This is a genomic window from Ciceribacter sp. RN22, from assembly GCF_024054295.1.
Lineage (GTDB): Bacteria > Pseudomonadota > Alphaproteobacteria > Rhizobiales > Rhizobiaceae > Allorhizobium > Allorhizobium lividum.
The window spans coordinates 1,901,692-1,925,045 of the sequence record NZ_JAMXLD010000001.1; the positions used below are offsets into that span (position 1 = coordinate 1,901,692).

A 23,354-nucleotide genomic window follows, 5' to 3' on the forward strand; every position below is an offset into this window, starting at 1 on the left:
GGGTTTAGAGTGATAGCCGTTCAATGCGCGACAAGACCGCGGCGCACACCCGGTCGTCAGGATCGACGTTTGATCGGAGCTGTCGCAAGCATGAGCCCGCCCATCACCAGCACGATGCCGACGGCGTGATAGGTCTCGAAGCGTTCGCCGAGCAGGATGACCGCCATGATGATCGAGGTCGGCGGCATCAGGTAGAGGGTGACACCGGCCATCGCCGGACCGAACACGCGCACGGCATGCTGGAAGCAGTAGAAGGCGGCGAGCGAGGCGAAGGCGATGATCCCGGCAAGCTTCGTCCAGTCGCTCGCACTGTCGGGCAAGAGCCCGCCGGTCACCACCTCGTAGAGGGCAGGCGGCAGGAGCACGATGGCGCCGGAAAACGCCAGCAGGCCGAAGAGTGGCAGCGGCGGCATCGCCGCGACACCCGGGTGGCGCAACAGCAGCGAATAGAGCGCGAAGGCGATCGCCGCGACGAGAATGCCGAGATCGCCGATGTTGAAGGTGAAGCTTTTCGCCGCCGCCCAGTCCCCCTTGAGCACGATGACCGCGACGCCGGAAAAGGCGATCGCCATGCCGAGCAGCTCGCCGGAGCGGATTCGACGCCCCTGCAGCAACCACTGCAGCAGGATGATGAACAGCGACGACGTCGTATAGATCAGCGTCGCGTTGGAGGCGGTCGTCAGCGTCAGCGCCCAGTAGACGAAGCCGCCGCAGATGCCCATGCCGAGAAAGCCGAGCACCAGCCAGATCGCCGTATGCTGCCGCACGAAGGCGAGGCAGGTCCGCCGCTCCGCATAGACGACGGGAAAGATGATCATCGCCGAGCCGATCCAGCGGAGAAACGCGGTGGTGAAGGGGGCGATCTCGCCGGTGATGCCGCGACCGAAGATCAGGTTGCTGGAGAAGAAGACCGGCGCCAGGAAATAGAGGAGCCAGTCGAGCGCTCGCGGTTGCGCGGCCTTGCTGCGGTCGTTCATCGGAACCCCGGAGGAAAACGGAAGTCTTGGCGCCGCTGGCGCGGCAGGCGAGTCTCTGTGGCTGAACCTAGCGCGCACCGCGCGACGAGGAAAGGCGTTTTCGCGCTCCAGAATTATGAAGTGATCTGTCAGGAAATAGGGACATCCATATGAAAAAATAGACCGGCGACGCATCGCGCCGCCGGCTTGTTCTTGCCACCGCCCGAAGGCCGGCGGTTTCCCGGATCAGACCGAGTAGTACATGTCGAATTCGACCGGATGCGGGGTCATTTCGAAGCGCATGACTTCCTGCATCTTCAGCTCGATGAACGAGTCGATCTGGTCGTCATCGAAGACGCCGCCGGCGGTCAGGAACTTGCGATCCTTGTCGAGCGATTCGAGTGCCTCGCGCAGCGAGCCGCAGACCGTCGGGATCTTCTTCAGTTCCTTCGGCGGCAGGTCGTAGAGGTCCTTGTCCATGGCCTTGCCGGGATGGATCTTGTTCTTGATGCCGTCGAGACCGGCCATCAGCATCGCCGCGAAGGCGAGATACGGGTTGGCGGTCGGGTCGGGGAAGCGGATTTCGACGCGCTTCGCCTTCGGGTTGGAGCCGAACGGAATGCGGCAGGAGGCCGACCGGTTGCGCGCCGAATAGGCGAGCAGAACCGGAGCTTCATAGCCGGGAACCAGGCGCTTGTAGGAGTTGGTCGACGGGTTGGTGAAGGCGTTGATCGCCTTGGCATGCTTGATGATGCCGCCGATGTAGTAGAGGCAGTTCTCGGAAAGGCCTGCATATTCGTCGCCGGCGAAGGTCGGCTTGCCGTCCTTCCAGATCGACATGTGGACGTGCATGCCCGAGCCGTTATCGCCGAAGATCGGCTTCGGCATGAAGGTCGCGGTCTTGCCGTAGGCATTGGCAACCTGGTGCACGACGTATTTGTAGATCTGCATCTTGTCGGCATTGCGCACCAGCGCGTCGAACTTGACGCCGAGCTCGTGCTGGGCGGCCGCCACTTCGTGGTGGTGCTTTTCGACGACGACGCCCATTTCCGCGAGCACGGTCAGCATTTCGGAGCGCATGTCCTGCAGGCTGTCCACCGGCGGAACCGGGAAATAGCCGCCCTTGACGCGCGGACGGTGACCGAGGTTGCCCGTTTCATAGTCGGTGTCGTCGTTCGACGGCAGTTCCGACGAGTCGAGCTTGAAGCCGGTATTGTAGGGGTCGGCCTTGTACTTGACGTCATCGAAGACGAAGAATTCGGCTTCCGGGCCGACATAGATGGTGTCGCCGATGCCGGATGCCTTCAGATAGGCTTCCGCCTTCTTGGCGGTACCGCGCGGGTCGCGGTTGTAGGCTTCGCCGGAGATCGGGTCGAGGATGTCGCACATGATGACCATGGTCGACTGGGCGAAGAACGGGTCCATGTGAACCGTCGCCGGATCCGGCATCAGCACCATGTCGGACTCGTTGATTGCCTTCCAGCCGGCGATCGAGGAGCCGTCGAACATGACGCCGTCGGCGAACATGTCTTCATCGACGCAGCAGACGTCCATCGTCACATGCTGCAGTTTGCCCTTCGGGTCGGTAAAGCGCAGGTCGACGAACTTGACGTCGTTGTCCTTGATTTGCTTCAGAATGTCGTTTGCAGTCGTCATTGGTCATATTCCTTGGGTGAGATGACGATAGACTGGTCCGCCTCTGGAAGAGAGCGGATGTTTCAGATGGCGTCGACGCCGGTTTCGCCGGTACGGATGCGGACGACTTCCTCCACATTCGAAACGAAGATCTTACCATCGCCGATCCGGCCGGTCTGGGCGGCATTGCGGATCGCGTCGATGACGGCTTCCACGTTTTCGTCCGCCAGAACCACTTCGACCTTTACCTTCGGCAGGAAATCCACGACGTATTCCGCACCCCGGTAAAGTTCGGTATGGCCCTTCTGGCGGCCGAACCCCTTGGCCTCCGTGACGGTGATGCCTTGCAGGCCGACTTCCTGAAGGGCTTCCTTCACTTCGTCGAGCTTGAAGGGCTTTATGATCGCTTCGATCTTTTTCATGAGAAAATTTCTCTCCGCTTCTCTCATTGCAGCAGGATGATCCCACTCGCCCGTATTGATGCACGTGCCGTGCCAGTTGGCGACAGCTTTTTCGGAAAAATGCCGGATTTTTTCAGTTGCAGGGACAAATCATGTGCATTTCCGGGGAAAATGATCGCGAAATCGGAGCGGAAATGCCGCAGGAAGGCAAAATTCGCCGATTTTTCGAGGGAATCCGTAAGTGCCGTACATGCCTGCAAAGCAGGCCCTATGTGGCGTAAAAATAGGCACATGCACCATTGTTGGTCATTCTTGCCGCAACCGCGATGCCTGTTGTCTTTCCGCCCGGAATGGGTTCAATGGAGGCATGGCAAGGGGACACGACAACTGGCTGCTGACGCCGTCGGCGATGGGAGAGGTGGACGCTGCGGCTGCGGCGTCGGGCATCGATTCCTATGGCCTGATGGAGAAGGCGGGGCAGGCTGTGGCCGCCGCCGTCCTCAGGCGCTTTGCCGGCGCAGAGCGCTTCGTCGTCCTCTGCGGCCCCGGCAACAACGGCGGCGACGGCTATGTAGCGGCACGCGCCTTGCACGAAACCGGCGCTCCTGTCGCATTCTTCCACCTCGGCGATCCGGCGACCCTCAAGGGTGATGCCGCGACCGCCCGTTCGCGCTACCCGATCGAGGGCGCGCCGCTCGACACCTGCCGTCCCGCGCCCGGAGACGTGATCGTCGATGCGATCTTCGGGGCGGGCCTCGCTCGCGCCGTGCCGCCGGCGGTCGCAGATATGGTGCGACGGGTGGACGAGGCCGGCCTGCCGGTGGTGGCGGTCGACCTGCCCTCGGGGATAGACGGGCGCACCGGCGCAGTCATGGGCGCAGCCTTCCGGGCGCGCCACACCGTCACCTTCATGACCCGCAAGCCGGGGCATCTGCTGCTTCCCGGCCGGATGCATTGCGGCACGGTCGAGACCTTCGACATCGGCATCCCCTTCCGCCTCGTCGAGGCGAGGAGCGAGCACCTCTTCGTCAACGGCCCGGAAGAGTGGTGTGCAGCGATGCCCCCGATCGATGCCGCCGACCACAAGTTCCGCCGTGGCCATCTGACTGTCTTTTCCGGCGGGGCCGCGGCGACGGGCGCCGCGCGGCTCGCCGCCGCCGCGGGCCTGAGGGCAGGGGCGGGGCTCGTCACCGTCGCCTCACCGAAAGAGGCGGTCGCCGCCAATGCGGCCCATCTGACCGCCGTGATGCTGAAGGCGGTCGAGACCGAGAGCGACCTCGCCGACTACCTTCGCGATGACCGGCGCTCCGTCTTCGTTCTCGGCCCCGGCTTCGGCGTCGGCGCAAAGGCCCGCGCCTTCGTCACCGCGCTTGCCGCCGCCAGCCGCCGGCTGGTCCTCGATGCAGACGGCATCACCGCCTTCGCGGAGGACCCGCAGGCGCTCTTCTCTGCCTTTGCGGATGGCGCGCCCCGTCTGGTGCTGACGCCGCACGAAGGCGAGTTCGCGAGGCTCTTCCCCGATCTTGCCGCCGATCCGGCGCTGAGCAAGGTCGACCGGGCGAGGCAGGCCGCCGCACGCGCCAATGCGGCCGTCATCTACAAGGGTTCCGACACCGTGATCGCCGCGCCCGATGGCCGCGCCTTGATCAACGGGAATGCCCCGCCGTCGCTTGCCACCGCCGGTTCCGGGGATGTGCTCGCCGGCATCGTCGGCGGGCTTCTGGCGCAGGGCATGCCGGCCTTCGAGGCTGCGGCGGCGGGCGTCTGGCTGCACGGCGATGCGGCGCAGCGGGCGGGTGCGGGGCTCACCGCCGAGACCCTCATCAACCATATCGATCGGTGGCATTAGCAGAATCCGTTTTCCCTGGCGGCGGGCGAGGGTGTATCGATCATCCACCAGCGCGCCGGAGATTCGCCCCATGTCGCCCCTTCACATCCTGATGCTCGTCCTCGTCGCCGCCGTCTGGGGCTTCAATTTCGTGGTGATCAAGCTCGGCCTCGACAATTTCCCGCCGCTCCTCTTTTCCGCGCTCCGCTTCCTTTTCGCCGCCCTGCCGCTCGCCTTCTTCATCCGCCGGCCGGATGTGCCCTGGCGGCTGATCCTCGGCATCGGCCTGATGCTCGGCGTGGTGAAGTTCTCCTTCCTCTTCATCGGCATGAATGTCGGCGCACCGCCCGGGCTTGCGTCGCTGCTCCTGCAATCGCAGGCCTTTTTCACCGTCCTGCTCGCCTTCCTGATCTATGGTGACCGGCCGAGGCCGCTGCAGGTCGCGGGCATGGTCCTCGCCTTTTCAGGTGTCGCGCTCATCGCCAGCTCGATCGATGGTACATTCACCGTCGCGGGCCTCGTGCTCGTGCTTGCCGCCGCCGTCGCCTGGGCCTGCTCGAACATGCTGATGAAGAAGGTCGGCAAGGTTCAGATGCTGAACCTGATGGTCTGGGTGAGCCTCGTGCCGCCGATCCCGCTCTTCATCATCTCCGCCCTGTTCGAGGGCTGGGACCGCGACCTGCAGGCGCTGGCGAACCTCAATCTCGAAGGGGCAGGGGCCGTGCTCTTCGTCGCCTATGGCGCCACCGTCTTCGGTTTTGCGGTCTGGGGGGCGATGATCAGCCGCTACGGGGTTTCGACCGTGGCCCCCTTCTCGCTGCTCGTCCCGGTCTTCGGCATGTCGTCGGCAGCCCTGGTGCTCGGCGAGGATTTCGGGCTGCTGCGCGTCATCGCCGCCGCGCTGATCGTCCTCGGTCTGGTGATGAACGTCTTCAATCCGCGCTGGCTCGCCCGCAAGGCGCCGGTCGGCGAAGCCGCCGGCTCCTGAGCGAGCGGCAACCCAAGAAGCAGGCCGAGGCGGTTCCGCCCGTCAGAGCAGACGGCTGCGCCGCAGCATGCCCTCGTCCTCGAGCAGCGGATAACCGATCGAGGCGACCAGCGAATTGATCTCCTTGAGGTCGCGCATCGTGTCGATGTGCAGCGAGCTCGATTCGAAGCTCGCAATATTGCCGTCGCGCAGCCGCTGCAGGTGCCGCTCCTCGCTCTGGCGCACGAGGTTGCGCACAACCTCCTTGCGGGCGACGAGCTGGCGAGCATATTCGACGTCGCGGTCGACCAGCAGGTTGAAGGCGAGGCGCGCGTTCTTGACCACTTCGTTGTGCATGGCCTTCAGCTCGCTCCAGCCTTCGTCGGAGAAGGCGACCTTGCGATCGTGCTTCTTGCGCGCTCTCGTCGCCATGTTCTGGGCGATGATATCCGCCGCCTGCTCGACCTTGATCGCCGCACTCAGCAAGTTCTGCGATTGCGCAGCCGATTCCTCGTCGAGCGCGCTTTCCGAAATCCGCGCGAGATAGAACTTGATGTCGCGATGGGTGCGGTCGATCTCGTCGTCGAGCGCCTCCAGGCGCTGCAGCTTCTTCGGATCTAAGGTCTCGTAGAGTTCGAAGATGCGGTTCAGCATCACCTCGGTCTTGTCGCAGACGCTCAGCACCTCGCGGGTGGCGTTGGCGATCGCCTGTTTCGGGTTGGCGAGGTCGGCCGGGTTGAGTGCCGATAGCCGCTCCTCCGGTCCCTCCGTCTCGGTGGCCTCAGGCTTCGCCAGCAGGTGTTCGAGCAGCCCGGCCACGACGCCGGCGAACGGCAGGCCGAGAAGCAGCACCGCGCCGTTGAGCGCCAGGTGCACCATCACGACGGCGTCGCCGGGATGGCTCGCGAAAAGTCCCGACGGCACCACGAGGACGAGCTGGACGGCGAGCGCGGCGAGCGTGCCGAGCCCGCGGATGACGACGTTGCCGAGCGGCACGACGCGGGCGGCGCTTTCGGCGTTCTTGGTCAGCATGGCGCCGATCACCGCTGCGCCGAAATTCGCACCGAGCACCATCGGGATGATCAGCACCGGCGGCAGCAGCCCGCGGTCCGCAAGCGAGGCGAATAGCAGGATGGTCGCAACACTGGAGTGGAAGGCCCAGGCAAGCAGCGCCGAAAGCAGGAAGGCGGTGATCCAGTCGCGCGAGAGATAGTTGATGAGGAGCGGCAGGATCTGGCTCGTGCGCAGCGGGTCGGAGGCCTCGCCGATCAGCCTGAGCGACAGGAGCAGCAGACCGAGCCCGAAGAAGATGCGACCCGCCTGCCGCCAGCCACGCGTTTCCGAGGCGCGGAATGCCACGGTGCCCATCAGCAGCAGGATCGGGATCAGGAGCGAGAGATCGTGGCGCAGGATGCGCACGACGAAGGCCGAGCCGAAATCGGCGCCGAGCAGGGTGGCGATGCCGATCCCCGACGAGACATAGCCACCGGCGACGAAGGAGGCGACGATCAGCGCGACGGCGGTCGCGCTCTGCAGCGCCACGGCAAGCGCGAAGCCCGCGGCGCCGGCGGTGACCCGGTTGCCGACGGCGAGCCGCAGCTTGTCCTTCAGCACATGGCCGTAGGCGCGTTCGATACCGGTGCGCACCATGCGCGTCGCCCACAGGAGCAGCGCGACGGCGCCGGCGAGATTGATGAAGACGACGATGCCCGACATGAGGAACCCGGAATGTTGAGGGAAACGGCCCTTCCAGGCCGCAGCCGGAAAGCCTCCGCTATTTCCGGCCCCGATGAGGTCGGCAATACGACGGACCATATCCCAGATTCGCCAGTGTCACAATTTCGTCATGTAGGCCCGGTCGACCTTGTCCCGGAGGTCAGGAAACCGCCGTCTGCAGCACCCTTGCGCCGTTCGGCGCATTGACCTTGCCGCCGGTGATGAAGAAGGCGAAGACGTCGCGCGGCTTCTTCTCGACCACCGCCTCGTCGGCGATCTTCGGCAGGTCGTCCGGCATCGCGCCCGCGGCGTAGCGGTTCAGCCGGCCGGCCCAGGCGTCGATTTCCTTCTCGGGATAGCAGGTCGGAATCTCGTCCTCGCCCTTCTGCAGCCGCGCATAGACGAAATCGGCCGTCGGCTCGGCGAACATCGGATAGTCGTGGTGGTCGGCGCAGACCGCCGCGACATTGTATTTCTTCAACAGCGCAATGAATTCCGGCACCTGGAAGGAGGCGTGCCGCGGTTCGACGACGTGGCGAAGGGCAATCCCGTCCTGGTTCTTCGGCAGCAGCGCCAGAAAGGCCTCGAAATCGTTGGGTTCGAACTTCTTCGTTCCCATGAACTGCCAGAGGATCGGCCCGAGATGCGCGCCGAGCTCGGTGATCCCCTGGGTCAGGAACTTCTCGACCGATGGCCCGGCCTCGGCGAGCACCTTGCGATTGGTGCAGAAGCGGCTCGCCTTCAGCGAAAAGACGAAGCCCTCCGGCACCTCCGACGCCCATTTGGCGAAGGTCTCCGGCTTCTGGCTGGAATAATAGGTGCCGTTGACCTCGATCGCCGTCAGCTCCCGGCTCGCATATTCGAGCTGTCTCTTCTTCGGCAGCGTCTCCGGATAGAAGGTGCCTTCCCACGGATCGAAGGTCCAGCCGCCGATGCCGGTACGGATTGTGCCTGCCTGGGTCATGACGCTGCCCTCACTTCGGTTTGTGGTTCAAGGGTGTTTGTGGATCTTCGCCGAAACCGCGAGCCGAGACTCTGCCATCAGTCTCGGGAACCAACCGGTAGACCTTTGCATCCTCGAGCGCGCCGCGGATATCGCCGGCACGCAACGCCCGGCGCACGCGATCGAGCTTCGCAATGTCCGCGAAACCGACCGTCGCTCCCCATGCGCCAGCTTCCTCGATCTCCACGGAGACTTCCGCCACGCGTTCACCTTCACGAATGAGCTGCACTGATTTACGGGTCATCGCTGACGCCTCCGTGTGAAACTCGCATCCCAGCGCTGCGGATCGGGACGGTACGCGGTGACCAGGACGGCAGGCTCCTGCTTGCCTGTCGCAACTGCACGAATGATGGGTTCGATCAGGAGCCCGTCGTCGACCAGTTCCTGCACTGCATGTACCGACACCCTGAACTTGTCTCGCTCGACGAGCTTACAGACAAGCTCAAGGGTCTCGCTCATAGCTCACTCCGCCGCCTGCACCTTCCGCATCGGCCGCCGCTCCAGGAGTTCCTTGAGGAACTGGCCGGTATAGGAGCGCTCGGCCTCGACGATCTGCTCCGGCGTGCCGGTCGCGACGATCTCGCCGCCGCCGTCGCCACCCTCGGGACCGAAGTCGATCACCCAGTCGGCCGTCTTGATCACTTCGAGATTGTGCTCGATCACCACCACTGAATTGCCCTGCCTGACGAGCTCGTGCAGCATTTCGAGGAGCTTTGCCACGTCGTGGAAATGAAGCCCCGTCGTCGGCTCGTCGAGGATATAGAGCGTGCGGCCGGTCGAGCGCTTGGAGAGTTCCTTGGCGAGCTTCACGCGCTGCGCCTCGCCGCCGGAAAGCGTGTTCGCCTGTTGCCCGACCTTGATATAGCCGAGGCCGACGTCGAAGAGCGATTGCAGCTTGTCGCGCACAGCCGGCACCGCGGAGAAGAACTCGACGCCTTCCTCGACCGTCATGTCGAGCACGTCGGCGATCGACTTGCCCTTGAAGGTCACGTCGAGCGTCTCGCGGTTGTAGCGCTTGCCGTGGCAGACGTCGCAGGTGACGTAGACGTCCGGCAGGAAGTGCATCTCGATCTTGATCACCCCGTCGCCCTGGCAGGCCTCGCAGCGGCCGCCCTTGACGTTGAAGGAGAAGCGGCCCGGCTGGTAGCCGCGCGCCTTCGCCTCCGGCAGGCCGGCATACCAGTCGCGGATCGGCGTGAAGGCGCCGGTATAGGTCGCGGGGTTCGAGCGCGGCGTGCGGCCGATCGGCGACTGGTCGATGTCGATCACCTTGTCGATGAACTCGAAGCCGTCGATGCGGTCGTGCTCGGCCGGGTTTTCGCGCGCGCCCATGATGCGGCGTGCCGCCGCCTTGTAGAGCGTCTCGATGAGGAAGGTCGACTTGCCGCCGCCGGAAACGCCGGTGACGGCCGTGAACACGCCGAGCGGGATGCTGGCGGTGACGTTCTTCAGGTTGTTGCCCCGTGCGCCGATCACCTTGATCTGCTGGCTCTTCTTCGGCTTGCGGCGTTCGGCGGGAACCGCGACGCCGAGTTCGCCGGAGAGATATTTGCCCGTCAGCGAATTCGGATTGGCCATGATCTCGGCGGGAACGCCCTGCGCCACCACCTCGCCGCCGTGGATGCCGGCCGCCGGGCCGATGTCGACCACGTAATCGGCGGAGAGGATCGCGTCCTCGTCGTGCTCGACGACGATCACCGTATTGCCGATGTCGCGCAGGTGTTTCAGCGTCTCGATGAGGCGGGCGTTGTCGCGCTGATGCAGGCCGATCGACGGTTCATCGAGCACGTAGAGCACGCCCGTCAGCCCCGAGCCGATCTGCGAGGCGAGGCGGATGCGCTGGCTCTCGCCGCCCGAAAGCGTGCCGGAATTGCGCGACATCGAGAGATAGTCGAGCCCGACATCGTTCAGAAAGCGCAGCCGCTCGCGGATCTCCTTGAGAATGCGCACCGCGATCTCGTTCTGCTTGTCGCTGAGCTTTGCCGGCAGCGTCTCGAACCAGGCACCGGCGACGCGGATCGACATCTCGGTGACCTCGCCGATGTGCAGGCCGTTGATCTTGACGGCGAGCGCCTCCGGCTTCAACCGGTAGCCGGCGCAGGCCGGGCAGGGGGCCGCCGACATGAACCGCTCGATCTCCTCGCGTGCCCAGGCGCTGTCGGTCTCCTTCCAGCGCCGTTCGAGGTTCGGCACGATGCCTTCGAAGGTCTTGGTCGTCGTATAGGCCCGCGCCCCGTCGGCATAGTGGAACTCGATCTTCTCTTCCGTGCCGTGCAGGATTGCGCGCTGCGCCTCCTCGCTCAGGTCCGACCAGCGGTTCGAGAGCTTGAAACCAAAAACCTTGCCGAGGGATTCGAGCGTCTGGTTGTAGTAGGGGGAGGAGGATTTCGCCCAGGGCGCGATCGCCCCGTCGTTCAGCCGCCGCTGTGCCTCCGGCACGATCAGCGCCTCGTCGATCTTCTGCTGTGAGCCGAGCCCGTCGCAGGTCGGGCAGGCGCCGAAGGGATTGTTGAAGGAGAAGAGCCGCGGCTCGATCTCCGGAATGGTGAAACCGGAGACCGGGCAGGCGAACTTTTCCGAGAACATCACCCGTTCATGCGTCTCGTTCAGCGACTTGTTGGCCGAGCCGCCGGCGGCCGTCTCCGAGGCCGGCAGCGGCTTGTCGGCGAACTCGGCGATCGCCAGCCCGTCGGCGAGCTTGAGGCAGGTCTCCAGGCTGTCGGCGAGGCGCGCGCCGATGTCGGAGCGCACCACCACGCGGTCGACCACCACGTCGATGTCGTGCTTGTACTTCTTGTCGAGCGCCGGCGCCTCGGCGATCTCGTAGAACTGCCCGTCGATCTTCACGCGCTGGAAGCCGCGCTTCATCAGGTCGGCGAGCTCCTTCTTGTACTCGCCCTTGCGGCCGCGGATCATCGGCGCAAGGATATAGAGGCGCGCCCCTTCCTCGAAGGCGAGGATGCGGTCGACCATCTGGCTGACCGTCTGGCTCTCGATCGGAAGGCCCGTCGCCGGCGAATAGGGAACACCGACGCGCGCGAAGAGCAGGCGCATGTAGTCGTAGATCTCGGTCACCGTGCCGACGGTGGAGCGCGGATTGCGCGAAGTCGTCTTCTGCTCGATGGAGATCGCCGGCGAAAGCCCGTCGATCTGGTCGACGTCCGGCTTCTGCATCATCTCCAGGAACTGCCGGGCGTAGGCCGAAAGGCTCTCCACGTAGCGGCGCTGTCCCTCGGCGTATATCGTGTCGAAGGCGAGCGAGGACTTGCCCGAGCCGGAAAGGCCGGTCATCACGATCAGGCTGTTGCGCGGCAGCTCGAGATCGATGCCCTTCAGGTTGTGCTCGCGGGCGCCGCGGATGGAAATGGTCTTCAGTTCACTCATGGACAAGGCTCGCTTGGAGAAGGACAGTCCTTATTTAGTCATGACTGTGCCTCTGTCGAGGCGGAACAGGACGTCGCGGGTCACATTTCGAGTCGGTTGACAGGATCATAGGCAATCATTAGAACAAATAAAGAACATTTTTCGCTGTGGATTAACGGTTAAGACTTTCCATCGCCGCCCGCGATTGGTTTAAGGTGGCGGAAATCGACAAATGCGGGTGCGGCCGGTCCGGCGCCCTCTCTTCCCAAGGTGTGTGTTATGGCTGGTAGCGTGAACAAGGTAATTCTGATCGGGAATCTCGGCGCGGATCCGGAAATCCGCCGGACCCAGGACGGCCGTCCGATCGCCAACCTGCGCATCGCGACCTCCGAATCCTGGCGCGACCGCAACACCGGCGAGCGCAAGGAAAAGACCGAGTGGCACACCGTGGTGATCTTCAACGAAGGTCTCTGCAAGGTCGCCGAACAGTACCTGAAGAAGGGCTCGACGGTCTATGTCGAAGGTCAGCTGCAGACCCGCAAGTGGCAGGACCAGAACGGCAACGATCGCTATTCGACCGAAGTCGTGCTGCAGGGCTTCAATTCGAACCTGACCATGCTCGGCGGCCGCGGCGAGGGCGGTGGCGCCTCGCGTGGCGGCAGCGATTTCGGCGGCGGCTACGGCGACGATTACAACCAGCCGTCCCGTGCGCCGGCCCGCACCGGCAACCAGGCTGGTGGCGGCGGCAATTTCTCGCGCGATCTCGACGACGACATCCCGTTCTGATACCGGGACCACCGTCCGGCCGGTCGCGTGCCATATCTTCTCGTTGATCCGAAAGGGGGCTTTCGATGGGAGAGACGAAGACGGATACCGGACCCGCGACCTGGCGCATCGTGCTCGCGGCACTGCTCGATTTCTTCACCGCCTTTTTCGTGCTCGGCTTTCTGGTCGCCTCGGTGACCGGCGGCCGTACGGAGGGCGGTTTCCAGCTGAACGGCCTGCCGGCCTTCGTGCTGTTTGCGCTGATCGTCCTCTACTTCGTCGTGTTCAACCGCTATCTCGGCGGCACGATCTGGAAGCGCATCCTGAAGGCGCAGCGCTGACCTGACCGCCGGCGGGGCTATACAGCCCCTTGTTTGCGATGAGCAGGAGCAGTATTGCTGCCGACGGCTCGATGCTGGCACCCGCGTCGCTTGCGGTTGACCATTCAGAGAGAAAGTCCCATGCGCCTCATCCGTTAGCGACCTTGACCACGAAAATCGTTGCGCGATCTTGCCGGCCTTCGCGGTCGCGTGAGCTTGTGCGCTTTTCTTGGATCAACGTCCGGTTCCCGCAGCCAGACACGGCGCGGCGAACCGCACTATCGGATACATCATGGAAAAAATGAATTACGGCCGCGCCGAGCGCGGCATCATTCGCTCGGGCGTTTTCGAGCTCGGCTGCGCGATCGAAGGGCAGGGGCTCCCCGTGCTGGTCATCGGCAGCAGCCTCTACTACGCGCGGACCTTCTCGCCTGGACTTCGCCGTTCGGTCCGCCTCCACTTCGTCGATCACAGATGCTTCGCCCGCCCGCTGGGGCCGGTGCAGGCGAGGGACTTTGCCTTCGACCGTATCATCGAGGACATCGAGCTGGCGCGGCAGACCTTCGGCCTCGAGCGCCTCGCCATTCTCGGGCATTCGGGCCACGGTTACATGGCACTCGAATATGCGCGCCGTTTTCCCGGCCGCGTCTCCCACGTCGTGCTCGCGGGCACCGGCCCGAACCAGGGTGCTGAGCTCGCGCAGTGGGCGGAACGGCGTTGGGCGGCGGAAGCCTCGCCCGAGCGCAGGGCGATTTTCGACCGGGAGATGGCGAAGCTCGCCGGTGACATCGCCGCCCGTCCTCACGAGCGCTTCAAGCACCTGCTGATCCGGCTCGGCGCCCGCAGCTGGTTCGATCCCGGTTTCGATGCGCGTCCGCTATGGGACGGCGTCTGGATCAACGACATCGGCTTCGATCATCTGTGGGGCGAGGTGTTCCGTGAGATCGACATGCACGCGCTTGCGCGCGGCGTCATGGCGCCGGCGCTCCTCGCACTCGGGCGTTTCGACTACCTCATCGCACCGCCCGCGGCATGGGAACCGTTCCCGGGCGACTTCGCGCGGCTGACGATCGAAATGTTCGAACACAGCGGGCACACCATGCAGTTCGAGGAAAGCGAACGCTTCGACGCGACGCTCCTCGACTTCCTGCACCGTAGCTGAGAGAGCGGGCGCCGGCGGCAACGCCGGCGTCTCACCCGGCGAAGGCCGATTTGACCCCGTCGACGACGAACTGCACCGAGAGCGCCGAAAGCAGCACGCCGAGCAGGCGGGTCAGCAGCGCGCGGCCGGTGACGCCGAGAAAGCGGTTGAGCCGCTCGGCGAGCATCAGCGCAAGGAAGACGAGCGCCAGACACACGGCGATGACCCCGATCAGCCCGATCCTGCCGGCGATGCCGTCCATCGTGCCGGCGATCAGCACCGTCGCGGAGATCGCGCCGGGGCCGGCGATCAGCGGGATCGCCAGCGGGAAAACGGCAAGATGATGGATGTGGTCGCGGGTGATCGCGTCGTCCTTGGTCTTCTCTTTCCGCTCGTTGCGCTTCTCGAAGATCATCTCGAAGGCGATCGCAAACAGCATCAGGCCGCCGGCTATCCGGAAGGAGCCCATCGAGATGCCGAGCACGCCGAGGATGCCCGAGCCGAAGACGGCGAAAACGGCAAGGATTCCAAAGGCGATGAGCGAACCGCGGACCGCCACCTGGCGGCGCTGCGCACCGGTCATGCCCTGCGTGAGGCCGAGAAAGAGCGGCGCCAGGCCCGGCGGATCGAGCGTCACCAGGAGCGTGGTGAATGCCGTTATCAGTGCGTCCGTCGGTGCCATCGTGTCTGCCTCTCCTGCGATTTCGCGAAGAGTAGCACCGACAGCCTCGAATTTGTCTAGGTATTTGATCGTTCTGCCTTTCCAGCGCCGCAAAAGCTGTTCAAAACCTGCTGCGAAATTGGCGCCACGGCGCCCTTTCGGCTATAAGCTAGACAGTGATTCCGAACAGAGATCGTGACCAGATTTGACTGAGCAAAGCACTCCCGGCGGCGGCAAGTCCCCGTCCGACATCGAGCCGATTTCCATCATTGAGGAAATGCAGCGGTCGTATCTCGACTACGCCATGAGCGTAATCGTCAGCCGCGCCCTTCCGGACGTCCGCGACGGCCTGAAGCCGGTCCATCGCCGCATCCTGTACGGCATGTCCGAACTGGGCATCGACTGGAACAAGAAGTACGTCAAGTGCGCCCGCGTGACGGGTGACGTCATGGGTAAGTATCACCCCCATGGCAACGCGGCGATCTACGACGCGCTGGCGCGCATGGCCCAGGACTGGTCGCTGCGCCTGCCGCTGATCGACGGTCAGGGCAATTTCGGCTCGATCGACGGCGATCCGCCGGCGGCCGAACGTTACACCGAGTGCCGCCTGCAGAAGGCCGCCCATTCGCTGCTCGACGACCTCGACAAGGAAACCGTCGACTTCCGCGACAACTACGACGGCACGCTCTCCGAGCCGGTCGTCGTTCCGGCGAAGTTCCCGAACCTGCTCGTCAACGGCGCGGGCGGCATCGCCGTCGGCATGGCGACCAACATTCCGCCGCACAATCTCGGTGAAGTCATCGACGGCTGCATCGCCATCATCGACAATCCGGCGATCGAGCTGCCCGAACTCATGCAGATCATTCCGGGCCCGGATTTCCCGACCGGCGCAATGATCCTCGGACGCTCGGGCATCAAGTCGGCCTATGAGACCGGCCGTGGCTCGGTCATCATGCGGGGTGTCGCCAGGGTCGAACCGATGCGCGGCGACCGCGAGCAGATCATCATCACCGAGGTTCCTTACCAGGTGAACAAGGCGACGATGATCGAGAAGATGGCCGAACTGGTGCGCGAGAAGCGCATCGAGGGCATTTCCGACCTGCGCGACGAGTCCGACCGCGAAGGCTACCGCGTTGTCATCGAACTGAAGCGCGACGCCAATGCCGACGTCATCCTCAACCAGCTCTACCGCTACACGCCGCTGCAGACCTCGTTCGGCTGCAACATGGTGGCGCTGAACGGCGGCAAGCCGGAGCAGATGGCGCTCCTCGACATGCTGCGGGCCTTCGTCTCCTTCCGCGAGGAGGTCGTCAGCCGGCGAACGAAGTACCTGCTGCGCAAGGCGCGCGAACGCGCGCACGTCTTGGTCGGTCTCGCCATCGCCGTCGCCAATATCGACGAAGTCATCAATCTCATCCGCCGCGCGCCCGATCCGCAGACGGCCCGCGAGCAGTTGATGGAGCGCCGCTGGCCGGCGCACGATGTCGAGGCACTGATCCGGCTGATCGACGATCCGCGCCACCGGATCAACGAGGACCTGACGTACAACCTCTCGGAAGAGCAGGCCCGCGCGATCCTCGAGCTGCGTCTGGCGCGCCTCACCGCGCTCGGCCGTGACGAGATCGACGAGGAACTGAACAAGATCGGCGCCGAGATCGCCGACTACCTCGAAATCCTCTCCTCGCGCCTGCGCATCCAGGAGATCGTCAAGGCTGAACTCGCCGCCGTTCGCGACGAATTCGGCACGCCTCGCCGCACCGAGATCATCGAAGGCGGTCCGGACATGGACGACGAGGACCTGATCGCCCGCGAGGACATGGTCGTCACCGTCTCGCATGCGGGCTACATCAAGCGCGTGCCGCTCGCGACCTACCGCGCACAGCGGCGCGGCGGCAAGGGCCGCTCCGGCATGGCCATGAAGGACGAGGATTTCGCGACCCGCCTCTTCGTCGCCAACACCCATACGCCGGTTCTGTTCTTCTCCTCACGCGGCATCGTCTACAAGGAAAAGGTCTGGCGGCTGCCCATCGGCACCCCGACCTCGCGCGGCAAGGCGCTCATCAACATGCTGCCGCTGGAGCCCGGCGAACGCATCACCACCATCATGCCGCTGCCGGAAGACGAGAAGACCTGGGAAAACCTGGACGTCATGTTCTCGACGACCCGAGGCACGGTACGCCGCAACAAGCTCTCGGATTTCGTCCAGGTCAACCGCAACGGCAAGATCGCGATGAAGCTCGAGGAGGAGGGCGACGAAATCCTCTCCGTCGAGACCTGCACCGATCGCGACGACGTGCTGCTCACCACCGCGCTCGGCCAGGCGATCCGCTTCCCGGTCGACGAGGTTCGCGTCTTCGCCGGCCGCAATTCGATCGGCGTGCGCGGCATCACGCTCGCCGACGGTGACCGGCTGATCTCCATGACCATCCTCGGCCACGTGGATGCCGACGCCGCCCAGCGTGCCGCCTATCTCAAGCGCTCGGCCGCCGAACGGCGCGCCAGCGGGGTGGACGAAGAGGACATCGCGCTTGTCGGCGAAGAGGTGGGCGAACTCGCCGACCTTTCCGAAGAGCTCTATCAGGAGCTCAAGGTCCGCGAGCAGTTCGTGCTCACCGTTTCGGAAAAGGGCTTCGGCAAGCGCTCGTCCTCCTATGACTTCCGCACTTCGGGCCGCGGGGGCAAGGGTATCCGCGCCACCGACACCTCGAAGACGGCGGAGATCGGCGAACTGGTCGCCGCCTTCCCGGTCGAGGAAAACGACCAGCTGATGCTGGTGTCCGACGGCGGCCAGCTGATCCGTGTGCCGGTCGACGGCATCCGCATCGCAAGCCGCGCGACCAAGGGCGTCACGATCTTCTCCACCGCCAAGGACGAAAAGGTCGTCTCGGTCGAGCGGATCAGCGAGCCCGAAGGCGAGGCCGACGTCGAGGATGTGGCGGACGAGATGCCCGCAGAGGGCCAGGGCGACGCCGAATAACGAACACGGAATAGGCCGTCGGGGCGATCCGGCGGCCTCTTTCTTCGGATCATTGCGGCGCCAAGGTGCAGATGCGCATGAAAAGAGCCTCGCGCCAGCCTGTGGCGGAGGCTCGATTTCTGATCGAGGCCGACGGAGCAAGATGCCCGCCGTAGCCGCAAGTGTGGATCCCTGCGGCCGGTATCGTTTCCTGGAGGTCCGGGCGGCCGAGCGCCGCTAGAATGCCCTATGTCTTTCCATCAGCGACTTGTAGTCTTCGCTCTCGCGACGTAGCGCCGAAACGGTCGTTGTCACGGAGGCGACGAACATCCCGCAGATGAGGGCTGCGAGTACGGCAAGTGTCATGAACATCTACGTCCTCCTCGTCTCTCGTCCGCTGTGGCTGCGCCTGTGGTGAAAGATCAGTGCCCGAAAGTGTGGTAGCTCGCCGTCATCGGCGGCCCGTAAAACTTGGCGTCGTTCTTCTCGCTCATGTAGAACGTGACGGAGGTCGCAAGCATCGCCGTCATGGTCGCGAGCCAAACCAAGTTGATAAGGGTCACTTTATCAGTCATGGCCTTCGTCCTTTCTGAAACTGCCGCATCGCGCAAAGAATGCTCTGCCCATGGCATTGTTCCTCTGCATCATGAAAATCTGATATCAAGGTCAGGCTGAAGCACGCCTTAATGGCTTGTTCATCTGGCGTTCATCTTTCCGCCCGCCGTTGTGCAACGCAGCATCGATCGCAGCCGATACTCCAAAAGAGCCTGACAGGGAAGGGGTGTGCGGGTGCGAATTCGACGGAGCGGCCCGGTCCGACGGGTGCGCGCGCGACCTTCTTTGGTACATGCGGCGAACGTCGCCCACCGGCCAAGTCCCTTGCGATTTCCGACTGTCCGTGACAAAAGGCTCCAAACAAAGAATCCGGGACGCCATGACCATTGCCTTCTACCCAGGATCGTTCGATCCGATGACCAACGGGCATCTGGACGTTCTCGTTCAGTCCCTGAACGTCGTGTCGAAGGTGATCGTCGGTATCGGCATTCATCCCGGCAAGGCGCCGATGTTCAGCTATGACGAGCGGGCGGACCTGATCCGCCTGTCGCTCGCCGAAGCGATGCCTGAGCGGGTGGCCGACATCTCCGTCGTTTCCTTCGACAATCTTGCCGTCGATGCGGCCCGCCGCCATGGCGCAAAGCTCCTCGTGCGCGGGCTCCGCGACGGCACCGATCTCGACTACGAGATGCAGATGGCGGGCATGAACTACCAGATGGCGCCCGATCTGCAGACGATCTTCCTGCCGGCCGGCACCGCGTCGCGGCCCATAACGGCGACATTGGTCCGCCAGATCGCCTCCATGGGCGGAGACGTCAGCGCCTTCGTGCCGGCCTCGGTCCTGACGGCACTCAAATCCAGGCTCAAGTCCTGACCTGTTAGCAAAACACTACGGAGCCACCATGAAGCTGCTTCATCTTGCCTTTGCCGCGACGCTCGCGGTCGCCGGACTTTTCGGCACGGCCAACGCGCAGTCGAACGAGAATATCCTCACGATCCAGTTGAAGGACGGACCGGTTGTCATTGAATTGCTTCCGCAAGTCGCTCCGAAACATGTCGAGCGCATGAAGGAGCTCGCCAGCAAGGGCGAATATGACAACGTCGCCTTCCACCGGGTGATCGACGGCTTCATGGCGCAGACCGGTGATGTGGAATTCGGCGACCTCAAGGACGGTTACGATCCGGCCCGTGCCGGAACCGGCGGCTCCAAGCTCCCCGATCTTCCGGCTGAATTCTCCAACATTCCGTTCGAGCGTGGCACCGTCGGCATGGCCCGTGCCCAGGACCCGGACTCGGCAAATTCGCAGTTCTTCATCATGTTCGCCGACGGCGGCTTCCTCAATGGCCAGTACACGGTCGTCGGCAAGGTCGTCGCGGGCATGGAATATGTCGACAAGATCAAGCGCGGCGAGGGCGCCAACGGCGAAGTCAGCGATCCCGACGCGATGCTCAAGGTCACGGTCGGCAGGTAATCTTAAAACGGGCCTCCGTGCCCCCCGAGAGGAGTAAATCTATGGCCGAGATCAAGGATCCGGAAAACACCATCATCATGGAAACCACCAAGGGCAAGGTCGTGATCGCGCTGAAGCCCGAGGTCGCGCCCGGCCACGTTGCCCGCGTCAAGGAACTGACGCGGGAAGGGGCCTATGACGGCGTCGTCTTCCACCGCGTGATCGAGGACTTCATGGCCCAGACCGGCGACGTGCAGTACGGCAAGCAGGGCGGCCCGAGCTTCAATCCGGCGCGCGCCGGCATGGGCGGTTCCGACAAGCCGGATCTCAAGGCCGAGTTTTCCGCCACGCCGCACGTGCGCGGCACCTGCTCGATGGCCCGCTCGCAGAACCCGAACTCCGCCAACTCGCAGTTCTTCATCTGCTTCACCGACGCTCCCTGGCTCAACAAGCAGTATTCCGTCTGGGGCGAAGTCGTCGAAGGCATGGAGATCATCGACCAGATCAAGCGCGGCGAACCCGTGCGCGATCCGGATTCGATCGTCTCGATGAAGGTCGCCGCCGACGCCTGAGTGAGAGCCGCTTTCAGAGCCCGCCCGGCGTCCATGACGCCCGGGCGGGTTTCGCGTTTTCCCAAAGCCGAGACACCATGCGCGTAGACCTTTTCGATTTCGACCTGCCGGAGGAGCGTATTGCGCTGAGGCCCGTGAGCCCGCGCGACAGTGCCCGCATGCTCGTCGTCAGGCCGGATGGCGGGCCGGTGCTCGAAGACCGCCACGTCTTCGACCTGCCGTCCTTCCTGTCCCCCGGCGATGCCCTCGTCTTCAACGACACCAAGGTCATCCCGGCCCAGCTCGAAGGCAAGCGGTTGCGTGAGGGCGCGCAACAGACGCCGGTTTCCGCCACCCTCCACATGCGGATCGGGCCGGAACGCTGGAAGGCCTTTGCCCGTCCCGGCAAGCGCATCAAGGTGGGCGATCGCATAGAGTTCGGCCATACCGGCGATACCTGCCTGCTCGGAACCCTCGGCGCCGTGGTCGAGGAAAAGGGCGAGGCGGGCGAGGTGACGCTGCGCTTCGATTTCTCCGGACCGGCGCTCGACGAGGCGATCATGACGGTCGGGCATATCCCGCTGCCGCCCTATATCGCCTCCAAGCGCGGCGAGGACGAGAAGGATCGCACCGACTACCAGACCGTCTATGCTCGCGAGGAGGGCGCCGTCGCCGCCCCGACCGCCGGGCTCCATTTCACGCCGGCGCTCTTCGAGGCGCTCGACAGGGCCGGCATCGAGCGCCATTTCGTGACACTCCATGTCGGTGCCGGCACCTTCCTGCCGGTCAAGGCCGACGACACCGACGACCACAAGATGCATCTGGAGACCGGCCATGTCAGCGCCGAGACGGCGGCGCGGCTCAACGCCGTGAAGGCGAGGGGCGGGCGCATCGTCTGCGTCGGCACGACGTCGCTGCGGCTGGTCGAGAGCGCGGCAGACGCCTCCGGTCGCATCGAGCCGTGGTCCGGCCCGACCGGCATCTTCATCACGCCGGGCTATCGCTTCAAGGCCGTGGACGTGCTGATGACCAATTTCCACCTGCCGAAATCGACGCTGTTCATGCTGGTTTCGGCCTTTGCCGGCCTCGACACCATGCGTGCGGCCTATGCCCATGCAATCGAATCCGGCTATCGATTTTATTCCTACGGCGACGCCAGCCTGCTTTTCCGGAAATCCTGACCATGCACGAGAAATTCGAGTTCAAGCTCAAGGCCACCAGCGGCAAGGCCCGTCTCGGCGAGATTTCGATGCCGCGCGGCGTCATCCGCACACCGGCCTTCATGCCGGTTGGCACGGTCGGCACCGTCAAGGCGATGTATCTCGACCAGGTGCGCGAGCTCGGCGCCGACATCATCCTCGGCAACACCTATCACCTGATGCTGCGGCCGGGGCCGGAGCGTGTCGCGCGCCTCGGCGGCCTGCACGAGCTCATTCGCTGGCCGTATCCGATCCTCACCGATAGCGGCGGTTTCCAGGTCATGTCGCTCTCCGGCCTCAGGAAACTCGACGAGCAGGGCGTCACCTTCAAGAGCCATGTCGACGGCTCCACCCATCACATGTCGCCCGAGCGCTCCATCGAGATCCAGGGGCTCTTGGACAGCGACATCCAGATGCAGCTCGATGAATGCGTGGCGCTTCCCGCAGAACGCAAGGAAATCGAGCGCGCCATGGAAATGTCGCTGCGCTGGGCGGAGCGCTGCCGCGTCGCCTTCGGCGAGCAGCCCGGCAAGGCGATGTTCGGCATCGTGCAGGGCGGGGACATCCCGGACCTGCGCATCCGCTCGGCCGAGGGACTGAAACAGCTCGATCTGAAGGGCTATGCCGTCGGCGGGCTTGCCGTCGGCGAGCCGCAGGAGGTGATGCTCGACATGCTCGACATTACGCTGCCGGTTCTCCCCACCGAAAAGCCGCGCTATCTGATGGGGGTGGGCACGCCCGACGACATCCTGAAATCGGTCGCCCGCGGCGTCGACATGTTCGACTGCGTGATGCCGACCCGCTCCGGCCGCCACGGGCTGGCGTTCACCCGCCGCGGCAAGGTCAACATCCGCAATGCCCGCCATGCCGAGGACATGCGTCCGCTCGACGAGCAGTCGAACTGCCCGGCAAGCCGCGACTATTCGCGTGCCTATCTCCACCATCTCGTCCGCTCGAACGAGGCGCTCGGCGGGATGCTGCTCTCGTGGAACAATCTCGCATACTATCAGGAGCTTATGCAGGGCATCCGCAAGTCGATTGAGGAAGGCCGTTTCGCCGACTTCATGGCCGAAACCCAGGAAATGTGGGCGAGAGGCGATGTCGACGCGCGCTGATAATATATCGTACATCGACGATATGCGATATTAGGGTAGGGCGATGGACGAGGGCGAAACCGAAGCGCCGACGACGCGCATGCTCGCCTGGGCCAGAAACTCGGCGGCCTACCGGCTCTCCCGCAAGATGATGACCGAGCGCGAGCTTTCCGATGCCGTCTCGCGCAAGGCGCGGCAGAAGTTCGAAGAGATCAGCGACGAACAGGTGGCGGCGCTCGCGGCCGCGGCCGTCGACTTCGGCCGGCAGCTGCGGGCGCTCGATGATGTGTCCTATGCCGAGATCAAGGCGCGGTCCTCGGCGCGGAGCGGCAAGTCGAAACGCGCGATCGCCCGCAAGCTCGTCGACAAGGGCATCGACCGGGAGACCGTCGCCGAGGCGCTGGCCGAGACCGATGATTTGCCGTCCGCACTGATCTTCGCCCGCAAGCGCGGCTTCGGTCCGTTCCGCCGGGCCGAGGGCGACGACAAACGCGAGACGCGGGAATTCTCCGCATTCGCCCGCAACGGCTTCAGCTTCGACATCACGCGCAGGGTGATGGCGATGGAGCGCGACGAGGCGGAAGCAATCCTCGCGGATCAGGCGACACTCGGTTCTCTGTGAGAGCAGACGCGGCAACACGTCGAGAGGCGACACCGCGGCACTTCATTATGGAAGCCACTCGCCCACATCCAATGTGGCGGCCAGATTGAAATGTCCGTTCCGGCGCAAAGTTGAAATGTCACTTTGGGCTGCCGCACGGCACTCCGACCAGCCCCGATCTGACCGGCTGG

Annotated in this window: 23 protein-coding genes; 12 read left to right on the top strand and 11 right to left on the bottom strand. The window is 64.3% G+C overall.

The genetic code is table 11. The annotated features are described in order from the left end of the window. Positions 1–56 precede the first annotated feature (56 nt). From NHF53_RS09430 to NHF53_RS09440, 3 genes are all read right to left on the bottom strand, one after another. The gene (locus tag NHF53_RS09430) at positions 57–977 is read right to left on the bottom strand and encodes a DMT family transporter (protein WP_252833969.1); all 921 of its coding nucleotides are present in this window, start codon (positions 975–977) and stop codon (positions 57–59) included. Between the two features lie 225 nt (positions 978–1,202). After that, positions 1,203–2,612 (bottom strand): type I glutamate--ammonia ligase, encoded by a 1,410-nt coding sequence (gene glnA / locus NHF53_RS09435; protein ID WP_252833970.1) that lies wholly within the window; start codon positions 2,610–2,612, stop codon positions 1,203–1,205. Between the two features lie 62 nt (positions 2,613–2,674). After that, positions 2,675–3,013, bottom strand: coding sequence for a P-II family nitrogen regulator (locus NHF53_RS09440; protein WP_015916113.1), 339 nt, complete (start codon positions 3,011–3,013; stop codon positions 2,675–2,677). Positions 3,014–3,359: 346 nt separating this feature from the next. On the opposite strand from NHF53_RS09440, the gene NHF53_RS09445 reads away from it, so the two are divergent. Continuing rightward, complete coding sequence (locus tag NHF53_RS09445; RefSeq protein ID WP_252833971.1) at positions 3,360–4,841, top strand: NAD(P)H-hydrate dehydratase; 1,482 nt, start codon at positions 3,360–3,362, stop codon at positions 4,839–4,841. A 70-nt stretch (positions 4,842–4,911) separates the two neighbouring features. Next, positions 4,912–5,808 carry an EamA family transporter gene (locus NHF53_RS09450; RefSeq protein WP_252833972.1) on the top strand — a complete coding sequence of 299 codons (897 nt, stop codon included), beginning with the start codon at positions 4,912–4,914 and terminating at the stop codon, positions 5,806–5,808. A gap of 42 nt (positions 5,809–5,850) precedes the next feature. On the opposite strand, the gene NHF53_RS09455 is transcribed toward NHF53_RS09450, so the two are convergent. The 5 genes from NHF53_RS09455 to uvrA all read right to left on the bottom strand — a co-directional run bounded on the left by NHF53_RS09455 (position 5,851) and on the right by uvrA (position 11,890). Next, on the bottom strand, positions 5,851–7,503 hold the full coding sequence (locus tag NHF53_RS09455; protein WP_252834950.1) for a Na/Pi cotransporter family protein: 1,653 nt from the start codon (positions 7,501–7,503) through the stop codon (positions 5,851–5,853). Between the two features lie 160 nt (positions 7,504–7,663). Next, complete coding sequence (locus NHF53_RS09460; protein WP_252833973.1) at positions 7,664–8,467, bottom strand: DUF72 domain-containing protein; 804 nt, start codon at positions 8,465–8,467, stop codon at positions 7,664–7,666. Positions 8,468–8,477: 10 nt separating this feature from the next. After that, on the bottom strand, positions 8,478–8,750 hold the full coding sequence (locus NHF53_RS09465) for a hypothetical protein (RefSeq protein ID WP_252833974.1): 273 nt from the start codon (positions 8,748–8,750) through the stop codon (positions 8,478–8,480). Then, positions 8,747–8,965, bottom strand: a complete 219-nt coding sequence (locus NHF53_RS09470; protein ID WP_252833975.1) for a hypothetical protein — start codon at positions 8,963–8,965, stop codon at positions 8,747–8,749. Before NHF53_RS09470 ends, NHF53_RS09465 begins: the two co-directional genes overlap by 4 nt. Positions 8,966–8,968: 3 nt before the next feature. Then, the gene (gene uvrA / locus NHF53_RS09475) at positions 8,969–11,890 is read right to left on the bottom strand and encodes an excinuclease ABC subunit UvrA (RefSeq protein WP_252833976.1); all 2,922 of its coding nucleotides are present in this window, start codon (positions 11,888–11,890) and stop codon (positions 8,969–8,971) included. A gap of 258 nt (positions 11,891–12,148) precedes the next feature. Between uvrA and NHF53_RS09480 the strand changes: the two genes are divergently transcribed. The 3 genes from NHF53_RS09480 to NHF53_RS09490 all read left to right on the top strand — a co-directional run bounded on the left by NHF53_RS09480 (position 12,149) and on the right by NHF53_RS09490 (position 14,116). Next, the gene (locus tag NHF53_RS09480) at positions 12,149–12,655 is read left to right on the top strand and encodes a single-stranded DNA-binding protein (protein WP_114363279.1); all 507 of its coding nucleotides are present in this window, start codon (positions 12,149–12,151) and stop codon (positions 12,653–12,655) included. Positions 12,656–12,720: 65 nt separating this feature from the next. Continuing rightward, on the top strand, positions 12,721–12,975 hold the full coding sequence (locus NHF53_RS09485; RefSeq protein ID WP_252833977.1) for a hypothetical protein: 255 nt from the start codon (positions 12,721–12,723) through the stop codon (positions 12,973–12,975). Between the two features lie 271 nt (positions 12,976–13,246). After that, complete coding sequence (locus NHF53_RS09490) at positions 13,247–14,116, top strand: alpha/beta fold hydrolase (RefSeq protein WP_252833978.1); 870 nt, start codon at positions 13,247–13,249, stop codon at positions 14,114–14,116. Between the two features lie 31 nt (positions 14,117–14,147). On the opposite strand, the gene NHF53_RS09495 is transcribed toward NHF53_RS09490, so the two are convergent. Continuing rightward, positions 14,148–14,777, bottom strand: coding sequence for a MarC family protein (locus NHF53_RS09495; RefSeq protein WP_252833979.1), 630 nt, complete (start codon positions 14,775–14,777; stop codon positions 14,148–14,150). Between the two features lie 184 nt (positions 14,778–14,961). Between NHF53_RS09495 and gyrA the strand changes: the two genes are divergently transcribed. Continuing rightward, positions 14,962–17,733: a DNA gyrase subunit A gene (gene gyrA, locus NHF53_RS09500; protein ID WP_252833980.1), complete on the top strand. Its 2,772-nt coding sequence runs from the start codon at positions 14,962–14,964 to the stop codon at positions 17,731–17,733. A gap of 216 nt (positions 17,734–17,949) precedes the next feature. Here gyrA and NHF53_RS24080 read toward each other — a convergent pair whose 3' ends face one another. Further along, entirely contained in the window at positions 17,950–18,084 is a 135-nt protein-coding gene (locus NHF53_RS24080; protein WP_256481255.1) for a hypothetical protein, read from the bottom strand. Between the two features lie 50 nt (positions 18,085–18,134). Continuing rightward, the gene (locus tag NHF53_RS09505) at positions 18,135–18,287 is read right to left on the bottom strand and encodes a hypothetical protein (RefSeq protein ID WP_170141850.1); all 153 of its coding nucleotides are present in this window, start codon (positions 18,285–18,287) and stop codon (positions 18,135–18,137) included. 359 nt (positions 18,288–18,646) lie between these two features. On the opposite strand from NHF53_RS09505, the gene coaD reads away from it, so the two are divergent. The 6 genes from coaD (at position 18,647) to recX (ending at position 23,184) form a co-directional block, all read left to right on the top strand. Then, positions 18,647–19,141: a pantetheine-phosphate adenylyltransferase gene (gene coaD, locus NHF53_RS09510; RefSeq protein WP_252833981.1), complete on the top strand. Its 495-nt coding sequence runs from the start codon at positions 18,647–18,649 to the stop codon at positions 19,139–19,141. Positions 19,142–19,169: 28 nt separating this feature from the next. Beyond that, positions 19,170–19,739, top strand: a complete 570-nt coding sequence (locus tag NHF53_RS09515) for a peptidylprolyl isomerase (protein WP_252833982.1) — start codon at positions 19,170–19,172, stop codon at positions 19,737–19,739. Between the two features lie 41 nt (positions 19,740–19,780). Beyond that, positions 19,781–20,290: a peptidylprolyl isomerase gene (locus NHF53_RS09520; protein WP_114363286.1), complete on the top strand. Its 510-nt coding sequence runs from the start codon at positions 19,781–19,783 to the stop codon at positions 20,288–20,290. A 77-nt stretch (positions 20,291–20,367) separates the two neighbouring features. Then, positions 20,368–21,450: a tRNA preQ1(34) S-adenosylmethionine ribosyltransferase-isomerase QueA gene (queA, locus tag NHF53_RS09525; RefSeq protein ID WP_252833983.1), complete on the top strand. Its 1,083-nt coding sequence runs from the start codon at positions 20,368–20,370 to the stop codon at positions 21,448–21,450. A 2-nt stretch (positions 21,451–21,452) separates the two neighbouring features. Next, on the top strand, positions 21,453–22,583 hold the full coding sequence (tgt, locus tag NHF53_RS09530; protein ID WP_252833984.1) for a tRNA guanosine(34) transglycosylase Tgt: 1,131 nt from the start codon (positions 21,453–21,455) through the stop codon (positions 22,581–22,583). Between the two features lie 43 nt (positions 22,584–22,626). Continuing rightward, positions 22,627–23,184 carry a recombination regulator RecX gene (gene recX, locus NHF53_RS09535; protein ID WP_252833985.1) on the top strand — a complete coding sequence of 186 codons (558 nt, stop codon included), beginning with the start codon at positions 22,627–22,629 and terminating at the stop codon, positions 23,182–23,184. Positions 23,185–23,354: the final 170 nt, after the last annotated feature.